This window comes from Nocardioides islandensis, from assembly GCF_015352455.1.
Classification (GTDB): Bacteria; Actinomycetota; Actinomycetes; order Propionibacteriales; family Nocardioidaceae; genus Nocardioides; species Nocardioides islandensis.
On record NZ_JADKPN010000002.1, the window covers coordinates 114732 to 133935 of the forward strand.

General features: G+C 67.8%; 17 protein-coding genes and 1 pseudogene. 4 read left to right on the plus strand and 14 right to left on the minus strand.

Translation table 11 applies throughout. From position 1 onward, the window contains the following. Positions 1-55 precede the first annotated feature (55 nt). Genes ISU07_RS06010 through ISU07_RS06020 form a run of 3 tightly spaced genes read right to left on the minus strand, consistent with a single transcriptional unit; the run spans position 56 to position 2801 of the window. A complete protein-coding gene (locus ISU07_RS06010) occupies positions 56-1693 on the minus strand; it encodes a GMC family oxidoreductase (protein WP_194705879.1) in 1638 nt (545 codons plus the stop codon). Continuing rightward, on the minus strand, positions 1690-2334 hold the full coding sequence (locus ISU07_RS06015; RefSeq protein WP_323742455.1) for a gluconate 2-dehydrogenase subunit 3 family protein: 645 nt from the start codon (positions 2332-2334) through the stop codon (positions 1690-1692). Before ISU07_RS06015 ends, ISU07_RS06010 begins: the two co-directional genes overlap by 4 nt. Then, positions 2331-2801, minus strand: coding sequence for a hypothetical protein (locus ISU07_RS06020; RefSeq protein ID WP_228521383.1), 471 nt, complete (start codon positions 2799-2801; stop codon positions 2331-2333). Before ISU07_RS06020 ends, ISU07_RS06015 begins: the two co-directional genes overlap by 4 nt. A 152-nt stretch (positions 2802-2953) precedes the next feature. On the opposite strand from ISU07_RS06020, the gene ISU07_RS06025 reads away from it, so the two are divergent. Then, on the plus strand, positions 2954-3421 hold the full coding sequence (locus ISU07_RS06025) for a MarR family transcriptional regulator (protein ID WP_323742456.1): 468 nt from the start codon (positions 2954-2956) through the stop codon (positions 3419-3421). A gap of 71 nt (positions 3422-3492) precedes the next feature. On the opposite strand, the gene ISU07_RS06030 is transcribed toward ISU07_RS06025, so the two are convergent. Further along, on the minus strand, positions 3493-4983 hold the full coding sequence (locus tag ISU07_RS06030; protein ID WP_194705881.1) for a molybdopterin-dependent oxidoreductase: 1491 nt from the start codon (positions 4981-4983) through the stop codon (positions 3493-3495). A gap of 152 nt (positions 4984-5135) precedes the next feature. Here ISU07_RS06030 and ISU07_RS06035 point away from each other — a divergent pair, with 152 nt between their 5' ends. Both ISU07_RS06035 and ISU07_RS06040 read left to right on the plus strand, forming a co-directional pair. Then, the gene (locus ISU07_RS06035; RefSeq protein WP_194705882.1) at positions 5136-5426 is read left to right on the plus strand and encodes a hypothetical protein; all 291 of its coding nucleotides are present in this window, start codon (positions 5136-5138) and stop codon (positions 5424-5426) included. A gap of 40 nt (positions 5427-5466) precedes the next feature. Beyond that, the gene (locus tag ISU07_RS06040) at positions 5467-6381 is read left to right on the plus strand and encodes an aldose 1-epimerase family protein (RefSeq protein WP_323742457.1); all 915 of its coding nucleotides are present in this window, start codon (positions 5467-5469) and stop codon (positions 6379-6381) included. 258 nt (positions 6382-6639) lie between these two features. On the opposite strand, the gene ISU07_RS25035 is transcribed toward ISU07_RS06040, so the two are convergent. The 10 genes and pseudogenes from ISU07_RS25035 to ISU07_RS06085 form a co-directional block, all read right to left on the minus strand. Continuing rightward, entirely contained in the window at positions 6640-7029 is a 390-nt protein-coding gene (locus tag ISU07_RS25035; RefSeq protein ID WP_407671372.1) for a DDE-type integrase/transposase/recombinase, read from the minus strand. After that, positions 7005-7097: pseudogene (locus ISU07_RS25040) on the minus strand (carboxymuconolactone decarboxylase family protein); the annotation flags it as partial. The pseudogene ISU07_RS25040 and the gene ISU07_RS25035, both read right to left, overlap by 25 nt. A 199-nt stretch (positions 7098-7296) precedes the next feature. After that, positions 7297-8550: an IS256 family transposase gene (locus ISU07_RS06050; protein ID WP_194705883.1), complete on the minus strand. Its 1254-nt coding sequence runs from the start codon at positions 8548-8550 to the stop codon at positions 7297-7299. Between the two features lie 400 nt (positions 8551-8950). Continuing rightward, positions 8951-11680, minus strand: a complete 2730-nt coding sequence (gene aceE, locus ISU07_RS06055; RefSeq protein ID WP_194705884.1) for a pyruvate dehydrogenase (acetyl-transferring), homodimeric type — start codon at positions 11678-11680, stop codon at positions 8951-8953. After that, entirely contained in the window at positions 11670-12203 is a 534-nt protein-coding gene (locus ISU07_RS24695; protein WP_323742458.1) for a TraR/DksA family transcriptional regulator, read from the minus strand. Before ISU07_RS24695 ends, aceE begins: the two co-directional genes overlap by 11 nt. A gap of 169 nt (positions 12204-12372) precedes the next feature. Then, a complete protein-coding gene (locus ISU07_RS06065; protein ID WP_194705886.1) occupies positions 12373-12768 on the minus strand; it encodes a VOC family protein in 396 nt (131 codons plus the stop codon). A gap of 25 nt (positions 12769-12793) precedes the next feature. Further along, positions 12794-14488 (minus strand): aa3-type cytochrome oxidase subunit I, encoded by a 1695-nt coding sequence (gene ctaD, locus ISU07_RS06070; protein WP_194705887.1) that lies wholly within the window; start codon positions 14486-14488, stop codon positions 12794-12796. Positions 14489-15161: 673 nt separating this feature from the next. After that, positions 15162-16307: a PucR family transcriptional regulator gene (locus ISU07_RS06075; RefSeq protein WP_323742459.1), complete on the minus strand. Its 1146-nt coding sequence runs from the start codon at positions 16305-16307 to the stop codon at positions 15162-15164. 214 nt (positions 16308-16521) lie between these two features. Beyond that, complete coding sequence (locus ISU07_RS06080; protein ID WP_194705888.1) at positions 16522-17448, minus strand: slipin family protein; 927 nt, start codon at positions 17446-17448, stop codon at positions 16522-16524. 193 nt (positions 17449-17641) lie between these two features. Beyond that, entirely contained in the window at positions 17642-18013 is a 372-nt protein-coding gene (locus ISU07_RS06085; RefSeq protein WP_194705889.1) for a DUF488 domain-containing protein, read from the minus strand. A gap of 418 nt (positions 18014-18431) precedes the next feature. Here ISU07_RS06085 and ISU07_RS06090 point away from each other — a divergent pair, with 418 nt between their 5' ends. Then, complete coding sequence (locus tag ISU07_RS06090; protein WP_194705890.1) at positions 18432-19136, plus strand: hypothetical protein; 705 nt, start codon at positions 18432-18434, stop codon at positions 19134-19136. Positions 19137-19204 lie beyond the last annotated feature (68 nt).

A 19204-nucleotide genomic window follows, 5' to 3' on the forward strand; every position in this document is an offset into this window, starting at 1 on the left:
TTGTCCGAGCACCGGTCGGGTGGCCGCTGCGGGTCTGTTGGGAGCGCTGAGGCGGCTAGTCCGGATGGGAACGGCGCGAGGCGAGTCGTTCGGCGGCACGCGCCGCGACGGCCATGATCGTGAGGGCGGGGTTGGCGCTGCCCTGGGTGGGCAGGACGCTGCCGTCGGTGATGAGCAGGTTGGGGACCGCGAAGGTCCGGCAGTCGGAGTCGACCACACCGTGCTGCTCGTCGGCGGCCATCCGGGCGCCGCCGACGAGGTGGGCGAACCGGTCGATGGTGATGACCTCGTCGGCCCCGGCCGCGTGCAGGAGGTCCTCCATCGCCGCCTGGGCGGCCCGCATCAGGGCGGCGTCGTTGTCGCACTGGGTGTAGGAGAACCGCGCCACCGGGAGGCCGTGCCGGTCCTTCTCCTCGGCCAGGGTCACCCGGTTGTCCGGCTGGGGAAGGAACTCGCACAGCGCTCCCAGGCAGGACCAGTGCACGTAGTCGCTCATGTACTCACGCAGCGACCGGCCCCAGTGGCCCTGGGCGGCGACGTGCTCGGCCCAGGTGTTCGGGAGCGGTGAGACGGTCTGGATCGAGAAGCCGCGCTGGTAGGGCTTGCTCGGGTCCGTCTCGTAGAACTCCTCGCTGCTGACCTCGGGCGGAGGGGACTTGTACATGCGCACCTCGGCGTCGAACCGGCCCGCGGTCTGGGGGGCGCCCTGGACCATCAGGTAGCGCCCGACCTGGTCGAAGTCGTTGCACAGCCCGTCCGGGAACCGGGCCGAGGCGGAGTTCAGCAGCAGCCGTGGTGTCTCGATGGAGTAGCCGGCGATGGCCACCATCGCGGCCCTCTGGAAGTGGGCGACCCCGCCGCGGACGTAGTGCACCCCGGTGGCGCGGCCGGTCCGTTGGTCGACCTCGACACGCGTCACCATCGCGTCGGCACGGACCTCGGCACCGTGGGCGAGCGCGTCGGGGATGTGGGTGATCAGGGGTGAGGCCTTGGCGTTGACCTTGCAGCCCTGCAGGCAGAAGCCGCGGTAGATGCAGTGCGGCCGGTTGCCGAAGCGACCATTGGTGATGGCCACGGGCCCCACCTTGGCCGTGATCCCCATCGCGAGAGCGCCGCGCAGGAAGATCTCGCCGTTGCCGCCGACCGGGTGCGGCCGGTGCGGGTAGGAATGGGGGTCGCCCCAGGGCCACTTCTCCCCGGCGACGGGGAGCTCCTCCTCGATCGCCCGGTAGTAGCCCTTCAGGTCGGTGTAGTCCAGGGGCCAGTCGGCGCCGACGCCGTCACGGGTGAACGTCTCGAAGTCACTGGGGTGGAAGCGTGGGGTGTACCCGGCGTAGTGGACCATCGACCCGCCGACCCCGCGTCCGGAGTTGTTCGACCCGAGCGGGACGGGGTTCGCCCCGGCAATCACCCGCGGCTCGGTCCAGTACAGGTGATGAGAGCCTGCCTCGTCGCTGACCCAGTCGCTGTCCGGGTCCCAGAACGGCCCGGCGTCGAGGACGACGACCCGCCATCCGGAACGGGCCAACCGTTGGGTCATGACCGAGCCACCGGCGCCGCAACCGACCACCACGAGGTCGACCTCCTCGGTGTCGGCGAACCGCCGCATGTCCTCGCGGAGCCGGTGGTTGGTCCGCGTGCCGTCGGTGGGAAGCAACCAGGCCGACTCGTTGCGAGCCCTGACGTTGGTCATCGGCTGCTCCGGACCGGGTCGTCGTCGGGGAACGCGTCGGGGACCTCGAACGGCTCGCGCGAGTCGACGCCGGGGTTCTTGTAGCCGCGAGGGTAGGCCGGCCCCGGGAAGCCGATCTCGTTCCAGGCCGAGGGGTGGGAGTAGAACGCGGTGCAGGCGTAGCGGCTCCACAGGCTCCACACGTGCTGGGCCACGAGCCCGTGCCAGTCCGCGGAGCCGAGATCCTGGACGGCCTGGATCACCATCGCCTGCTGGGCACGGGACCCAGCCGCGAATCCGACGCCGAAACGATTGGTGGCTTCGCGGTCGAGTGCCGCCAGCGTGTCTCGCCAGGCCTGGGCATCCTCGGGCATGTCCTGGTAGCGCCAGCCGTCGGTCTGCTGCTCGGCCAGCCTGGAGTCGATGAGGTTCACCACGGGAACTCGCGTCGGGTCCTCGGGGTCCCCGTGCTGATCGAGCAGCTGGTCGCACAATGCCGCGGCGACAGCCTGCTCGTCGGGGGTGAAGAACCGGATGTCGGGGGGCATCTCGATCCGGGAGAGCACCACCCCGGTCGTGACCGAGTCCCAGTGCCGGGACTGGTCGAGGACGTCGAACCCGGGGAACCGGTCCGGTCGCGGGCCGGGCGCGGTGTCGCTCACTTCTCGCGCCGCAGCACCGCAGCGAGCAGGCCCATCCCGCCGACCAGAGTGACCAGCAACGGCGCGAGCAGCGGCGGTCCCATCTCCATGTTGTAACGGGCGTTGCGCCAACCGCCCGGCTTCTGTGCGATCCCCCGCGCGTGCAGGTAGGTCCCCTGGAACCCGTTGGCGACGATGGCAGCCGAGGCCACCGGCAGCGCTGTCTTGGCCATCCGTTGGCTGAAGAAGCCCGCCACTCCTGCGGCGGCGCCGACCGGGCCCAGCACGACCGGCAGCCACATCAGCTTGTTGCCGAAGCTGGCCGAGTCGTGCTCGAAGTAGATCTCGACCGCAGTCACCAGGGCACCAGCTGCGGTCAACGCGGACAGGCTGCGCTCGAATCGTCCGGTCTCGACGTTGCGGACCATCCGGTCGATGCCGTGCCTGGCGGGCTCGACGAGCGAGGGGGCTTGAGCGAGAGCTGCCATTGCTCGGGTCCTTTCCGTTCCTGCTCACTGACGAGCAGGAAATGATCCGGGATTTTCATTGCGTATGCGCAACTATAAACGCAATGATTGCGGCCTGGCAACTATCCGGTCACACTTCGGCCATGACGCCGAGAGATCAAAAGGGTGGGCGCGTGACGGACAACGAGGAGGAGATCGACGCGATCATGCTCGCGGTCCAGGCACTGGTGGGGGTGGCGGCCCAGTCGGTCACGGAGGTCGAGGACCGGGTGACCGTGCCGCAGCTTCGAGCGCTCGTGCTGATAGCGAGCCGCGGCCCCATGAACCTCAGCGCGTTAGCAGAGACGATGAGCGTCCACCCCTCCAACGCCAGCCGGGCCTGTGACCGGTTGGTGGCGGGGGGTCTGTTGCGCCGCAGGGAGTCGTCTTTGGACCGGCGCAACCTCGTGCTGGACCTGACAGACGACGGACGACAGCTGATCGAGGTCCTCGTCGAGCATCGTCGTGCGGCCATTGCGCAGGTGCTCGAACGGGTGCCTGCGGGTCGCCGGCGCGCGGTGGCCCGTGCGCTGGGCACCTTCGGGTCGGCGGCCGGGGAAGAATCCGCCAGCCAGGCATGGAAACTCGGCTGGCACAGCTGAGCCGAGCGAGACGCGGACCCGACCCTTGCCGTGCGGTGTGCTCGGGTGGGCCCCAGACGGGGTGAGGTGGGCTAGATCCCCGCCGCCCTGGCGTAGTACTGCTGGTCCTCGCGCCAGCCGCCCATTCCCATCCCGATGTCCTCCACCCCGGCGACGAACTCGATCGCGGCGATCCACTTCACCATCTTGAAGCCGAGCTGGGTCTCGACCCGCAGTCGGACAGGGGCGCCGTGCTCGATCGGCAAGGGTGCTCCGTTCATGTCCAGGGCCAAGATGGTCTGCGGGGCGGTTGCCAGGTGGATCGGGATGGTCTCGTAGAAGAAGCCGTAGCGTCCCTCGCCCTCGGTCAGACCCTTGTCGTCCAGGGCGTAGAACACGAGATACCGCGCCGCCTCCTGCGGGCCGGCCTCCGCGACCAGCCGCGCCAGCGGGACTCCTGCCCACTCGGCGACCGCCGTCCATCCCTGGATGCAGTTGTGCTTGGTGACCTGGTGCTGGTCGCCGAGGGCCCGTAGGTCCTGCAGCGACAGGCTCAGCGGGCGACCCACCAAGCCGCCCACCATGAGCCGGTAGTCACGGAAGTCGTCGACGGCCATGGCCGCGTACTCCTGGCCGGGCGGCGGGTATCCGTTGACACGGTGGTACGGCGAGATGTCCTGCTGGCGGTAGGCCTGGTGCGAGGAGGCAGTGCGCGAGAGGACCTTCTCCATGGGATCGACCATCCGGCCCAGCAGCCGTTGGGTACGTCGTCGGTAGCGCAACGAGAACCAGGTGATTACCACGTGGAAGACCACGATGGCCAGCAACCCCGACAGACCGACGCCGAGCGCCAGGCGACGGTCGGCGCCCGCGTCGCCCAGCACGATCGCGGCCAGCTCCTCGGGGAGCCCGTGCACCACCACCAGGAACACGTGCACCACGATGAACGAGGCGAACGCGCACATGCCCAGGAAGTGCAGGCTGCGCGCCCCCTGCTTGCCGCCGAAGAGCGTTCCGTACCAGGGGAGTCGCGCCAGCAGCGACGGGGACATCGCGGCTCCGGTCGCGATCTGGAACGGGGCGAGCAGGAAGATCACGACGAAGTACGCCAGCTTCTGGGCCGGCTCGAACGGCTGCCCGGGAATCTTGGGTGGGATCTCGAACCGCAGGTAGGTGCCGATGGAGTTGATCGAGTCCGGAACCAGCCCCCATCGGGTCGGGACCAGGTAGTGCCAGTAGCCGGTCGCGACGACGAGCCCGACGTACACGGCCCCGGTGAGGATCCAGAACTGGACGGTCATGAAGTGCCAGTGCCGCCCCAGACCGAGGTTCTTCCTGCCCGGCAGAGCCACGACCGGCGACCATGACTCCTCCTCGTCCAGGGAGGTCCATGGCCGGCGCGAGTCGGCGCCGTACATCTTCTTCGAGAGCCGGAGCCACTCCCGGCCCGGCGGGCAGTCGTCGTGCCAGTACAGCTTCGGGAATGCCGACAACACCTCCAGGCCGGACCGGAACAGCAAGAACATCAAGAAGATGTTGAGGAAGTGGAGGACGACCACCCAGTACGGGAAGAACGCAGGCACGGACCCGACTCCTCTGGATGTGGGCGCCGCCACAACGGCTGCGCGGCGGCACGACGTGACAACGCCGCTCATGGGAGCGTAATCGCAATGATTGCGCATGCGCAATCAGATGTGCCACGCTTGCGTTTCCTCCCCGGCAGGAACGGAGAACGATGACCCTCGGACCCCAGGCTCGGATCGCCGAGCTGCGCGAGCGCTTGCTGGCGGGGCGGGGCCCGGGGGCGTCCGAGAAGGAGATCGCCGACAACACGCGCAACCGGCCGCTGCTCACCGCGCGGCCGGCCTCGCCCGAGGAGGCCCGGAGGCGTGCTGCGGGCGGGCACGGCTGGGCCAGCGCGCTCTTCGGTGCAGCCGTCGCGCTGCTCACCCACGCGGTGGTGGGGCGAGCCCTCGGCAGCCGGAACCCCGTCCGGGACCCGTCCGCCGGCCGACGCCACCCATGACCACCCAGAACCACCCAGAACCGACCAGAGAGGCCGAGCAGTGTTCGCACCATCGGGACGTCAGTTCCAGATCACCCGCGGTGACCAGCGCGCGACGATCGTCGAGGTCGGCGGTGGTGTTCGCGAGTACCGCGTCGGCGAGCGTGACGTCCTCCAGCCGTACGGCCTGGACCGGATGCGCGACGGCGCTCACGGTGCGCCCCTGATTCCCTGGCCGAACCGCCTCGCCGACGGGCGCTACTCCTTCGACGGGACCGAGCACCAGGTCGCGCTCACCGAGCCTGACAAGCACAACGCCATCCACGGGTTCCTGCTGTGGCGCCAGTGGGAGCCCACGGACGAGCACGTGGACGGCATCACGATGAAGGCCACCTTGCTCCCCCTCCAGGGGTTCCCGTTCGCCCTCCAGGTCGAGGTCGCCTACCAGCTCGGCAGCGACGGTCTCAGCGTCACCACGACGGCAACCAACATCGGCGACGTCCCCGCCCCCTTCGGCAGCGGACACCATCCCTACCTCTCCCCCGGTGCCGGGCTGATCGACGACTGTGAGCTCCACCTCGAAGCGGAGACGCGCATCGTGACCGACTCGAAGCGCCAGCTGCCCGTGGGGCGCGAACCCGTCACGGGCACGGACTACGACTTCCGCAAGGGCAAGGCCGTGGGGGACCTCCTCATCGACTACCCCTTCACCGACCTGCACCGCGATGCCGAGGACCGAGCACGGGTGCGTCTGACCGGCACCGACGGTCGCACCGTCCACCTCTGGGTCGACACCTCGTACCCGATCGTCGAGGTCTACACCGGAGACACATTGTCCCCTGGGCGGCGACGCCGAGGGCTCGGGACCGAACCCATGACCTGCCCCCCGAACGCGTTCCACACAGGTGAGGACCTCATCCGACTCGACCCGGGAGCCGTGACGAGCTCTCGCTGGGGAGTTTCGCTGGCACCGTGAATCCCGGCGTCCACGGCTGGTTCCTCGCGTGCTCGAGACCCTGCTCCCCCCGGCGAGCCCGCGTCGCCGGCGTCAGCAAACTTCGCCGTCGTCTACCTCAAACGACCCGCTTGGAGAAGGCGGAGGGTCCCCACACCAATGCTCGTGCCCACCGAGGGGGAGGTGGACACCGCCCCAAGTGCGCACCTCTTGGCGGTATCGGGCCCGGGCATGCCGCTGAGCCCCTGCACGCGAAGGCCTCTAAGGCAGCGAACGAGGTCACGGCGCCGGTGAGTCGACCACAGCGCTCCGCCAGTGCTGGCCCATGCGCCTGGGTGCTTCAGGCTGGCTGTCCACAAACGCCAGCATGTAGCCATATAGGCAGGGTTCCACGTTGGATGCGACGCGGCCCATGGATCCCAGCAGGCCGGCGTCGCGGAGTCGGTGTCCGAAGACCCAGCTGGTGTACTGCGATCCGCGGTCCGCGTGCACGACCGTGCCGACTGGCCGCCGGCGCCAGGTAGCCATCTGTAGGGCGTCGATGCCGAGGTCTGAGCGCCTGTGGTCGGCGATCGACCAGCCCACCACGCGTCGGCTGAAGACGTCCTCGACGGCGCAGCGCCTTCCCGGCTGGCTGGTTTGGTGTGCCCGCTGATGCAGTAGGGACACTGCGTGACGTGGGCAACCGCAACGGCGATGAGCTGCTTGGTCTTGCGATCGAGCGCGCGTCTGCGAATACCGCGCGACCAAACTCCTCAAACGCCCTCTGTGTCGCCGGCGCGAGTTCCCTGCGGCGCGCCGCCAGGGCGGGTGTGTTTCGTGATGCACGGTCTCAGTCATTGAGGCCCTCCGGCGGGCACGCGCCGCGTGGCCGCTGGGGTCGAGTCCACGGTCGTGGTGGATGAAAGGGCCACCGCGTGATCCGGTGGTTGCACTCTAGGCAGTGAGTGCGGCCGGTGTCAGGTCCTCCTTCTCGTCGGTGTCCCGGTCGGTGTTGATCAGGGCCATGCGGGAACGGGCTAGGACGTCGAGTCCGAGGTATCGGCGGCCTTCGGCCCAGTCGTCGTGTTGCTCGGCCAGGACGGCGCCGATGAGTCGAATCGCTGAGTTTCGGTCGGGGAAGATCCCGACCACGTCGGTGCGGCGACGGATCTCGCGGTTGAGGCGTTCGTTGGGGTTGTTGGACCAGATCTGTCGCCAGATCTCCTTGGGGAACGCGGTGAAGGCGAGGATGTCGGGGCGGGCTTCCTCAAGGTGCTCGGCCACCGCGGGCAGCTTCTCGGCCAAGGTGTCGATAACACGGTCGAACTGGGCGTGCACCGACTTGGCGTCGGGCTGGTCATAGATCGAGTGCAGCATCGCCTTGACCCACCCCCACGACGACTTCGGCGTCGCCGACATCAGGTTCGCCGCGTAGTGAGTCCTGCATCGTTGCCAGCTGGCGCCGTCCAGGGTTGCCGCCACGGCCGCGACCAGGCCACTGTGCGCATCGGCGGTGACCAGCTTGACCCCGGACAGGCCGCGAGCGTTCAGGCCGCGGAACAGGGTCAACCAGCCGGCCTCGGACTCGGCCGAGCAGATATCGATGCCGAGGATCTCGCGGTGTCCATCGGCGTTGACGCCGGTGGCGACCAGGACGTGGGTGTTGACCACACGGCCGCCCTCGCGGACCTTCATCGTCAGGGCGTCCGCGGCCAGGAACGTGTACGGGCCGGCGTCCAGGGGCCGGGTACGGAAGTCCTCGACGTGGGCGTCGAGCTCTTTGGCCATCACCGAGACCTGCGACTTGGACAGCCGGGTGATCCCGAGGGTGTCGACGAGCTTCTCCATCCGCCGGGTCGAGACCCCCAGCAGGTAGCAGGTCGCCACCACCGTGGTCAGCGCCCGCTCGGCCCGCCGACGCCGCTCCAACAGCCAGTCGGGAAAGTAGGAACCCTCGCGCAGCTTGGGAATCGCGACCTGCATCGTCCCGGTCCGGGTGTCGAAGTCCCGGGCCCGGTACCCGTTGCAAGAGTTGACCCGCTCCGCCGAGCGCTCCCCGTAGCCGGCGCCACAGATCGCGTCGGCCTCCGCCGACATCAACGCCTGCACGAACGTGGACAACATGCTCCGCAGCAGGTCGGGCTCGGCACGCTCCAAGTGCTCGGCCATGAAGGCAGGCAGGTCAATAGAGTTGGGGTCGACGGTCATCGTGGTGATCTCCTTCAGTCGTGCTTTCGCAGGTCTTCTGAAGGATCACGCGGTGGCCGTCGCTATCTCAGGACGCCACGCTCACGTCGGGCCCGCCGTACACCACGCCCGTGGACTCAACTGCCGCTGGTTCGAAAGCGGATTACGCATATCCGAACCTGCTCTTGACCGACGAAGGTGGCCCATTGGCGCTATTCGCGCTGTGGGCGGTGTTGGCCCCGGGCCGCCCCACCCCCCTGCGACCGCTGGAGGCTGCCAAAGCGACGCCCAGGTCTGGGTCCTTCACGGACGCTTTACGCTCGTGGCGGGCGAGAACTGACGCGCGGTCGCTGCGCTGCCTCCTTGTCACGCCGGTGCCGCGGGCGTGACCCAACGAGGGACTCATGCCTGCACCTGTTCGTCACGAAGGGATTCCGAAGTCACGGCTGTAGTGCCTCGCAATTGCCCGAGCCATCACCGGGTCGATGAGCCGTTGGCGCGCGAGGCGCTCGACTGCTCGCAGCGCGATGGACGGTGCGTCGACGCCGAAGTGGCGGCGGAGCGCGGCTCGCGTGTCGGAGAGGCCGAACCCATCGGTGCCCAATGAGGACCAGTCCCCCGGGACGAACGGCGCGATCTGGTCGGGGACCGCCCGCATCCAGTCCGAGACAGCGACCACCGGCCCGCGCTGTCCCAGGAGTCGGGCGGTGACGTAGGGGGTTCGTTGCGGTTCATCGGGATGCTGGTGGTTCCACTCGTCGGTGGCGAGAGCCTCGCGACGCAGCCGCGTCCAGGACGTGACCGACCAGACGTCGACGTTCACTCCCCAGTAGCGCAGCATCTCTTGTGCCTCGAGCGCCCAGGGCACAGCGATCCCAGAGGCGAGGATCTGCGCCCCAGGGTCCCGGTCGGTTGCCGCCGGGGAGTACAAGTGCATGCCGGCGAGGATCCCTTCGACATCAACGTCATCGGGCTGGGCGGGCTGGACGATAGGCTCGTTGTAGAGGGTGAGGTAGTAGAAGACGTTGGGGTCCTCCCCCTCTGCCGGTTGCCCGTACATCGTGCGTAGTGCGTCGCGGACGATGTGGCCGAGCTCGAAGCCGAACGCCGGGTCGTAGGCGATGCAGGCGGGGTTGGTCGAGGCCAGGAGCAGTGAATGGCCATCCTGGTGCTGCAGCCCCTCGCCGTTGAGCGTGGTGCGGCCTGCGGTGGCGCCGAGCAGAAATCCTCGGGTCAGCTGATCCGCGGCGGCCCACAGCTGGTCACCGGTGCGTTGGAACCCGAACATGGAGTAGAAGATGTAGATCGGGATCATCGGCTCGCCGTGGGTGGCGTATGAGGTACCGGCGGCGGTCCAGGACGCGGCGCAGCCGGCTTCGGTGATCCCTTCGTGCAGCAGCACTCCACGGATGTCTTCCTGGTAGCTGAGCATCAGGTCTCGGTCCACCGAGAGGTACTGCTGCCCGCGTGGTGAGTAGATCTTCTTGCTTGGGAAGAAGGCATCCAAACCGAACGTGCGTGCCTCGTCGGGGATGATGGGGACGAACCTGTGCCCGATCTCGGGGTCCTTCATCAGGCTCTTGAGCAGGCGGACGAAGGCCATGGTGGTGGCCACGGGTTGACGCCCGGTCCCGCGTGCAGTGACCTCGTACGAGGCTTCGCCGGGTAGTTTTGCCATCGTGCGCGCGGGCTGAACGGTCCTGCGGGGCAGGTAGCCGCCGAGGCGCCGGCGGCGCTCGTGCAGGTACTCCAGCTCGCGGGAGCCCGAGGGCAGCGGGAGGTAAGGGGGGAGGTCCGCGTCGAGGAACCTGTCGTCGAGTGGCAGCTCCAGACGGTCGCGGAAGGCCCGTAGGTCCTCCAGGGTGAGCTTCTTCATCTGGTGGGTGGAGTTGCGACTCTCGAAGTGGGAGCCGAGCGTCCACCCCTTGATGGTCTGGGCTAACACGACGGTCGGCTGGCCACGATGCCGAACGGCCGCGTCGTAGGCGGCGTACACCTTCCGACTGTCGTGGCCGCCGCGTTTGAGGCCCCAGATCTCCGCGTCGGTCATGGTCGCGACCATGGCCGCGGTGCGACGGTCCCGGGCGAAGAAGTGTTCGCGGACGAAGCCGCCGGACTCGGACTTGTAGGTCTGGAAGTCACCGTCGGGAGACGAGTTGAGCAGATCGACCAGGGCCCCGTCATGGTCGGCGGCCAGGAGAGGATCCCATTCACGTCCCCACACGACCTTGATGACGTTCCAGCCTGCACCGCGGAAGTAGGCTTCCAGCTCCTGGATGATCTTCCCGTTGCCACGGACCGGTCCGTCGAGCCGCTGCAGGTTGCAGTTGATGACGAAGGTCAGGTTGTCCAGCCCTTCGCGGGCGGCGACCCCGAGCGCTCCGAGTGCTTCGGGCTCGTCCATCTCGCCGTCGCCGACGAAGGCCCAGACGTGTTGGCGGCTGGTGTCCTTGATGCCGCGGTTGTGGAGGTATCGGTTGAACCGGGCCTGGTAGATGGCGCTGATCGGGCCGAGCCCCATCGAGACGGTGGTGAACTCCCAGAAGTCGGGCATCAGCCGGGGGTGGGGGTAGGACGGGAGTCCCCCGCCCCTGCCGGCGTGCGAGATCTCCTGACGGAAGCCGTCCAGGTGTCGTGCGGTCAGGCGTCCCTCGAGGAAGGCGCGGGAGTAGACGCCCGGTGATGCGTGACCCTGGAAGTAGACCTGGTCCGCTCCGCCGTCGGCGTCGTGGCCACGGAAGAAGTGGTTGAACCCGACCTCGTACAACGTGGCAGTGGAGGCGTAGGTCGAGATGTGTCCGCCGACCCCCAGGCCCGGCCGTTGTGCACGGTGCACCATCATGGCTGCGTTCCAGCGAACGTAGGAACGGATTCGGCGCTCGATCTCCTCATCGCCGGGGAACTCCGGCTCGACAGTGGTGGGGATGGTGTTCACGTAGTCGGTCACACCATGGCCGGCGGGGATCACGTGCCGTTGCTGAGCCCGCCGCAGGACGTTCAGCATCAGTTCACGGGCGCGGAGGCGGCCGGCGTGGTCGATGACCGCGTCCACCGAGTCCAGCCATTCCTGGGTCTCAGACGGATCCGGATCTCCCGAGATGGTGACAGGATCCGTGCTGTCGAAGAGGTCACGCTCCAGTTCAGTCGTCATGAGAGGCGCCCTCTTCTCGAGGATGTCGCGATGGGGTGTCCGCCGCAGTTCGGCGCTTCGGCGCGGCGGCCGCTGCGTTGGCCGCTGCACGCTGGCACCGTTCACAGTGGGATGTCATCGGCACCGCACGCAGCCGCTCCACGGACAACGCGTCGCCGCACGTGGGGCAGCGTCCGTAGTTGCCGCGCCGGATCCTCCGCAGCGCCGCGTCGATGTCGCGGAGAGCCGAGCGGGCGGCTGCTTGCAACGCCATGTGGATCTCGCTCCGTGCGGCGTCGGGCTCGGCTTCCGGGGGATCCTCGCCTAGTTGCTGCAGCTGTTGCGCCCGGAAGCTTCGCTGGGCCAACAGGGCCGCGGTCGCGGTAGCGAGGAGCTCCGCATTCGCGCTCTCCGGGCGCCGGCCTACTGCCCGCGGGTTCCTCCGACCCGGGTAGTCGGAGGAACCCGCGCCGGACCCTCCGCGACTGCGTAAGCGCGGAAGGGGCTCGGGGGGCCACATAGTGGCGGTCGGTGAGGCTGTCATGAGATCACTTCATCCGGTGGAAGAGGCTGCGGCGTCGGCGCTTCGTTCTCCACCCTGTCGCGGGCAATGAGCACGATCCAGGCGTGGGCTCGGTCAGGACCCGGATCCGCGGTTGCCGACGATCGGCAAACTGTCGTCCCAGTGCGACGGCTCTCTGCGGGGCCACGCGTCAGGTGTAGAGCCGAGCGGCGATAACGGCGCGCGGAAACGTTTCCGGACTGGGGTGGGCCACGACGATCCGGATGCCATCGGGGTCATGGGCGGTCAGGAAGGAAACTCCGCCACTCGTGGAGACATCAGGGTGTCCGCCACGATCGGTGAGGACTGCCGCCAGGTCTCGCAGCTCGGAGTCGCTGCCGACGGCCCAGATGAGGAACTGGTGTCCGATCCCGCCCGAGGGATGCTCAGCCCTCGTCCCCCGATCTACCAGGTACAGCTGGAAACCGTCCGTGGCAAGCAGCAGAACGGCCCCCGGCTCCCGAACGCTCACGGTGCAGGAGAAGACGTCCCGGTAGAACTCGATAGAACGGTCCAGACGCGATACCGACAGGACCGCCGAGGTCACTCCCGGCCCAACACGTCGTCCTATCTCATCTGTCATCGTCGGTCTTGCTTTCCTGGTTGAGGTCGGGGCCGTGACCTCGAAACAGGTCCTCGCGAATCTCCGAGTTGGATGCCTCGACGACCCGTCCCTTGCGGGTGGCCTGGTTGTGGGCCAGCTCGTTCGCGGCGACCTGCGGATGGTGAAGGTCGAACGCCGGGGACTCCGACCGAACCCGTGGAATGAAGACGAAGTTGTGCCGCGGCGGTGGGCTGCTGGTGGCCCACTCCAAGGACCGACCCCAGCCCCACGGGTCATCACGCTCGACCAGGGGGGCACGACGGCTGACCCAGACGTTGTAGAGGAACGGCAGAGTGGAGGCCGCAAGAACGAACGCCCCGATGGTGGACACCTGGTTCAGAAGGGTGAAGCCGTCGTCCGGCAAATAGTCCGCCACGCGACGCGGCATGCCCTCCACGCCCAGCCAGTGCTGGACGAGGAAGGTGGTGTGAAAGCCGACGAACAACAACCAGAAGTGCAGCTTGCCCAGCCGCTCGTCGAGCATCCGGCCGGTCATCTTGGGCCACCAGAAGTAGAAGCCGGCGAACATCGCGAACACCACGGTGCCGAACACGACGTAGTGGAAGTGCGCGACCACGAAGTAGGAGTCGGTGACATGGAAGTCCAGCGGGGGTGAGGCAAGGATCACCCCGGTGAGACCGCCGAAGAGGAACGTGGTCAAGAAGCCCATGGACCACAACATGGGGGTATCGAAGGTGATCGACCCGCCCCACATCGTGCCGGTCCAGTTGAAGAACTTGATCCCGGTGGGCACCGCGATCAGGAAGCTCATGCCGGAGAAGAACGCCAGGTCGACCGCGCCGGTGACGAACATGTGGTGAGCCCACACCGACACTGACAGGACCGCGATCGCGATCGTGGCTCCGACCAGCCCGACGTAGCCGAAGACCGGCTTGCGACTGAAAACGGGCAGGACCTCCGAGATGATCCCGAAGAAGGGCAATGCGATGATGTAGACCTCAGGGTGTCCGAAGAACCAGAACAGGTGTTGCCACAAGATCGCCCCGCCGTGCGCGGCGTCGAACACCTGCGCGCCGAGTTGGCGGTCGGCCTCCAACATGAGCAGTGCACCGCCAAGCACCGGGAACGCGATCAGCACCAGCAGTGAGGTGACGAAGGTGTTCCACACGAAGATCGGCATCCGGAACATGGTCATCCCCGGTGCGCGCATGCAGATGATCGTCGTGATGAAGTTGACCGCGGCCAGGATGGTGCCCAGCCCAGCCATCCACAGCCCCATGATCCACAGGTCCCCACCGACGCCCGGGCTTCGCACGGCATCATTCAACGGCGCGTAGGCGAACCAGCCGAAGTCGGCCGCACCTTGGGGGGTCAGGAACCCCGATGCGGCGATCAGGCCACCGAAAAGGAACAGCCAGTAGGACAGCATGTTCAGGCGAGGGAACGCCACGTCCGGTGCGCCGATCTGCAGCGGCATGATCATGTTGCCGAACCCGAAGAACAGCGGCGTCGCGAACAGCAGCAACATGATGGTGCCGTGCATCGTGAACAACTGGTTGTACAACTCGTCGTTGACGACCTGTTGGCCGGGATAGGCCAGCTCGGAGCGCATGACCATCGCCATCACGCCGCCGATCAGGAACCAGCCGAACGACGTGACCAGGTAGAGCTTGCCGATCACCTTGTGGTCGGTCGTCGTCATGACGCGAACAATGGAACGACCCAATGAGGAGGCTGGCGGCGCGGCGGCGGCCCGGCCGCGTGAGATAGCAGTCGTCACGCCACGCCCCCGGTTCCGGCGCGTGTTCGTGGTTCGCAGCGGTCCGCGAGAGTGGCAGCCATCACGGGGTCACCAGTTCGAGGGAGGATCGCTGGCCGGGAACGACTGCAGACCCCATTCGTCGACCATGTCCCAGGCCTCTCCCACAGCGGGGTCCGTCTCCGTCGACAACAACGTGCTTATGGGTAACGAGCTGATCGGCGACCAGTATGGTGAAGGCGCAACAAGTACTTCCGGGAAGCTGGGAATGTCCGAATCCGCGCCGGGGTCTGGGAGGTCAGCAGCCTCCGGAGACGCCGGTTCGGGGCGGTGCCGTGCGCGCGTGAGCGTCATTGAGGGGTCCTTCGTGTGGGGGCAGTCGCTCACGACGTCGACGAGGTCGCGGGACGGGTTCACTCCCACTGTGGGTGGACCGTCCTGAGCTGGGCTTCCATGCTGCCGTGAGACGCCGTGGCCCCGTGATGGCTGCGCCCGGCGAAGTCCGGTTACCGGCCGTTGCCCACGATCGGCAACATGAGCGGCCGGCGACTCGCTGCCGTACCGCGTCTGGCAACGCCATCCCGCACACGCCGGCAGGGTTGCGTGCTTGCCACCGTCACGAACTGGCCGCCGAGTCGGGGATACGTCGCTCTGGCCAGTCAAGCAGCTTCGCGCCGAGGACGGCGGTTTGCAGGGTGTAGCGATGCGCGGGGTCCAGCGGGTCGAAGCCGGTGAGCGACCTGACCCGGTCGAGCCGGTAGGTCACGGCCCGCACCGAGAGATGAAGCCGGGCCGCGGCTGCCGTCGCCACGCAACCACAGTCGAAGTAGGCAGCCAGGGTCTCCACCAGTGGACCCGCGCCGCCGCGCGCCTGGCGGAGAGGGTGAAGCACGGAGTAGACCAGGTCGTTCAGCGCGGGTTGGTCCCGGGCGAGCACCCGGTAGGTCAGCAGGTCCCGTGTCTCGACGATCGGGCTGTCCAGGTGCATCCGGGCCGCCATGGTCAGTCCTTCGCGGGCCTCCTCGTAGGACCGGGCGATCCCGTAGGCACCCGGGTGCGCACGACCGATCGCAACCCGCCAGGGGGACCCACGCCGCAGGCGGCTGAGCTCGCTGTGCACGGTCTTGCCGAGGCTGCCGGTCGTCGCCAGACCCATCGACGTGTCTGGCGCTCCGGTCGCCTCTGCGAGGGCAATCACCACGACCAACCCATCCTTGGTGGCCACCAGCACGTCCCGGTCGCCGAAGCGATCCAGGACGACTCGTTCGAGGGCGCTGGTGGCGGCCGCGATCGAGGGGAGTCGCTGCCCCGGTTGGGCGAGGGCGACCTGATGGGCACGGGTCAGGTCGAGGCCGAATGGCTCCGCTCGCTCCACCAGCTCGCTCAGGTGGGCGTCGCCGCGCAGCAGGTCGTCGACGAGATCTCGTCGAACAGACTCTTCCTTGCGGATGAGCTCGCGGCCCGCCTCGGCATGGCCGTCAGCGAAGGCCGCCACCGCCTCGTCCAAGACTTGCAGCACCGCCTCAGCAGCTGCCCGTACGGCGTTCCGGTCGCGCTGGCGGACGATCGCCGGAAGCTCAGCCCAGACGCGGCGCGCCGCCGAGAGGTAGAGGTCGACGCCCCGCCCCACGGGCACACCTGATTCCGCGGCCCTACGGCCTTGCAGTCGGACCGCGTCGATCTCTGCTCGCTTCGGAGCCCGGCCGATCGTTGCGGCGTCGACCAGCATCGGCAAGTAACCGGCGAGGAACTCGGGCGACACCCCACCGGAGTCCTTGCTGGCGCCTTCGGGGACCCCGGCCAGCCAGGCCTCGTCGATGGCCGAGGAGTCAGTGACTGAGGACTGACTCGTCGCAGCGGCGCGGTTCCTGCTGGATCCACCTGGGCTCACGTGCTCGTCCGTTCATCGACGCTGTTCCCCCATTAGACACCGAGGGCTCGCAGCAGAGCTCGAGGGGCACCGAAGCGCAGACGGCTCAGCCGCACTGCCCCGGCATGAAACCGCGCGAAGCTCGCGCTGGCCGCGGCAGAGCCTCCTCGGGCACACGCACCGCGTCCGCCACCGGAGGCGGCACCGCGGCGGGGCCACCCACGGGAGCGGTCGGTGGGTCGATGCTCAGTGACGGGAGGCTCTGTGTCGGCTGGGAGGTAGTGACTCTCTCCAGGAAGCGAAGCAGCTCGACCGGGAAGGGGAGAACGAGCGTGGAGTTCCTCTCGGCGGCAACCTCGACGACCGTCTGCAGCAGCCGCAGCTGCAGCGCCGCCGGATGCTCGGCCATCACCTCGGCGGCCTGAGCCAACTTCTGGGAGGCCTGCAACTCACCGTCGGCGGTGATGATGCGAGCGCGTCGCTCACGTTCGGCCTCGGCTTGGCGCGACATCGACCGCTTCATGGTCTCGGGGAGGGAGACGTCCTTGATCTCTACCCGGTCGATGTGGATGCCCCAGCCGGCGGCTGGGCTGTCGATCATCAGCTCCATGCCTTGGTTCAGCTTCTCGCGGTCACCTAGGAGGTCGTCGAGGTCGCTCTTGCCGATGATGGACCGCAGCGATGTCTGCGCGACCTGCCCAATGGCCGCGAAGTAGTCCTGCACGTCAACGGCCGCTCTGAGCGGGTCCATCACCTGGAAGTAGACGACCGCGTCGACCCGCACCGTGATGTTGTCATGGGTGATTCCGTCCTGGGCCGGGACCGGCAGGGTGATGATTTGCATGTTGACCTTCTGGAGCCGGTCCACGACCGGGATCAGCAGGGTCAGGCCGGCACGCAAGGGTTTCGGACGCACCCGACCGAATCGGTAGACGACCCCACGCTCATACTCCTTGACCACGCGGAAGCTCCCGGCTGCGATGGCGATCGCCAGTGCTCCGAGGAGTGCCAGAAGCCCAAGCAGGAAGGTCATGACTCTCTCCGTTCATTGACCGCTGATGTCGTGCGACCGCTGGAACCCCAGAAGAAGCACCTATCGCCTCGGACGAGGCTCGACGTCGCCGCGCGGGTCTGGTCGGCACGTTTCCGCGTGACGAGCGTCGGCGGATTGCTCGCGACCGGATCGGTTGCTCCCCTGCGCCTGCCGATCTCCGGCAAGCGACGACTCAGCGAGAGACGGCGCGCAGCAAGTCGGCAAGTACCGCTGCCTGGCTCAGTTCGAGGTGTTTCGTGGCGGTGAGCAGGGTCACCCGATCGTGGGAAGCCATCAGCCGAAGATGTCGCAGCGCGGAGGCCCGCTCGGGCTCGCGGAGCTCCGTGCGGTAACGAGAGCCGAACTCCTCGAACTTCTCGGGGTCGTGGCCGTACCACTTCCGCAGCGCGTCCGACGGGGCAACCTGGGTGCACCATTCGTCGAGCTCGGCACGCACCTTGCTCACTCCCCTTGGCCATCGTCTATCAACGAGGACGCGGATGCCGTCGTCATCGGCGGGGTCGTCGTAGACCCTTCGCAAGCGCACATCTGGCTTCTTTGTCACCGCTGACCTCCTTGACCGCCTTCTGATGTCTGTGCAGGGCACGCCAAGAGCGCCGTCGCTGCAGCAGCATGTCGCGCTATCGTCCGCGATTCACCAGTCGCCGCTGGACGACAACTGGTCTTCCCGCTGCCGAGCGCCAGCAACCCGCATCATGCCGCTCCAACCTGACGTGCATCCCGAGCCCGCGAGGCTGGACGTCAGGCCCGGTGCTTGATCGGAGTCGCGCCGCTCTGCTCTTGGCCCGCGATTGCCGATTACCGGCAAGTCACGCAGCGCGTTGTCGGCCGATGTCCGGCGGTGACGAGGCGTTGTCGCCGCGTCATGGTGGAACGACTCATCTCGATCGCTCTCACCCCGACACGTGGGAGGCGCCGCTCGGGTGATCGTGGGTATGTCGTCACTGAAGGAGGCGGATGCGATGGGGACCTATCGGATCCTGTGGCTGAGCATCTGCGTACCCCTGGGCGTGATCGGCACCCTGGTGGCTCTCGCGGACTCACCGGGTGCCGTGCTGCTCGTGTTCGTTGCCTTCGGAGCCGTGGGCAGCCTGCTGTCGATGTTGCTTGTGGGCGTGTTCTGGGAGCGCGGCACGGGGGGTCGAGCGCGGCTCATGGCCGGCGGGGCACTGTTGGCCGGGACCGGCATCAGTGCGCTCATCGGGTACGCGTCCCTCCTGGGCGGCGGCGTTCTCCTGCTCGCAGCCGTGGTCCTGGCCTCATCCCCGCACGCGGTGAGATTCTCCGCGCGCTGGCTCCGATCGGCCCGCACGCCGTCGACGGCCCAGCTGGACGCCGTGGCGCGTGCCTTTGCCTACGCCAGCCCCGAGTTCGCGCAATTCCGGGCGCCGGAGCTGCGCGACCTCACCGATGAGCAGCTCTGCAAACGGTGGCGGATCAGCTACCGGGCCGCCCAGCGACAGCAGTCGTTAGCGGTGAAGCTGATCGCGGCCGTCGCGGAGCGGCAGATGTACCTCGACGAGCTCGAACGCCGCAACAGCAGTGGGTTCGCCACCTGGCTCGCCGCAGGCCCCGAGGCCGCGGAGGACCCCCTGACGTACCTCAACGGGCACGCGGTCGAGGCCCCTGCCCTCGACTGGGACGAGCTGACTCGCGGACAGGGGTAGGCCGTGATCGACCGCCCGATCTCTAACGGACACATCCATTGACGAAGAGGCGCATCCGGTCTAACGTT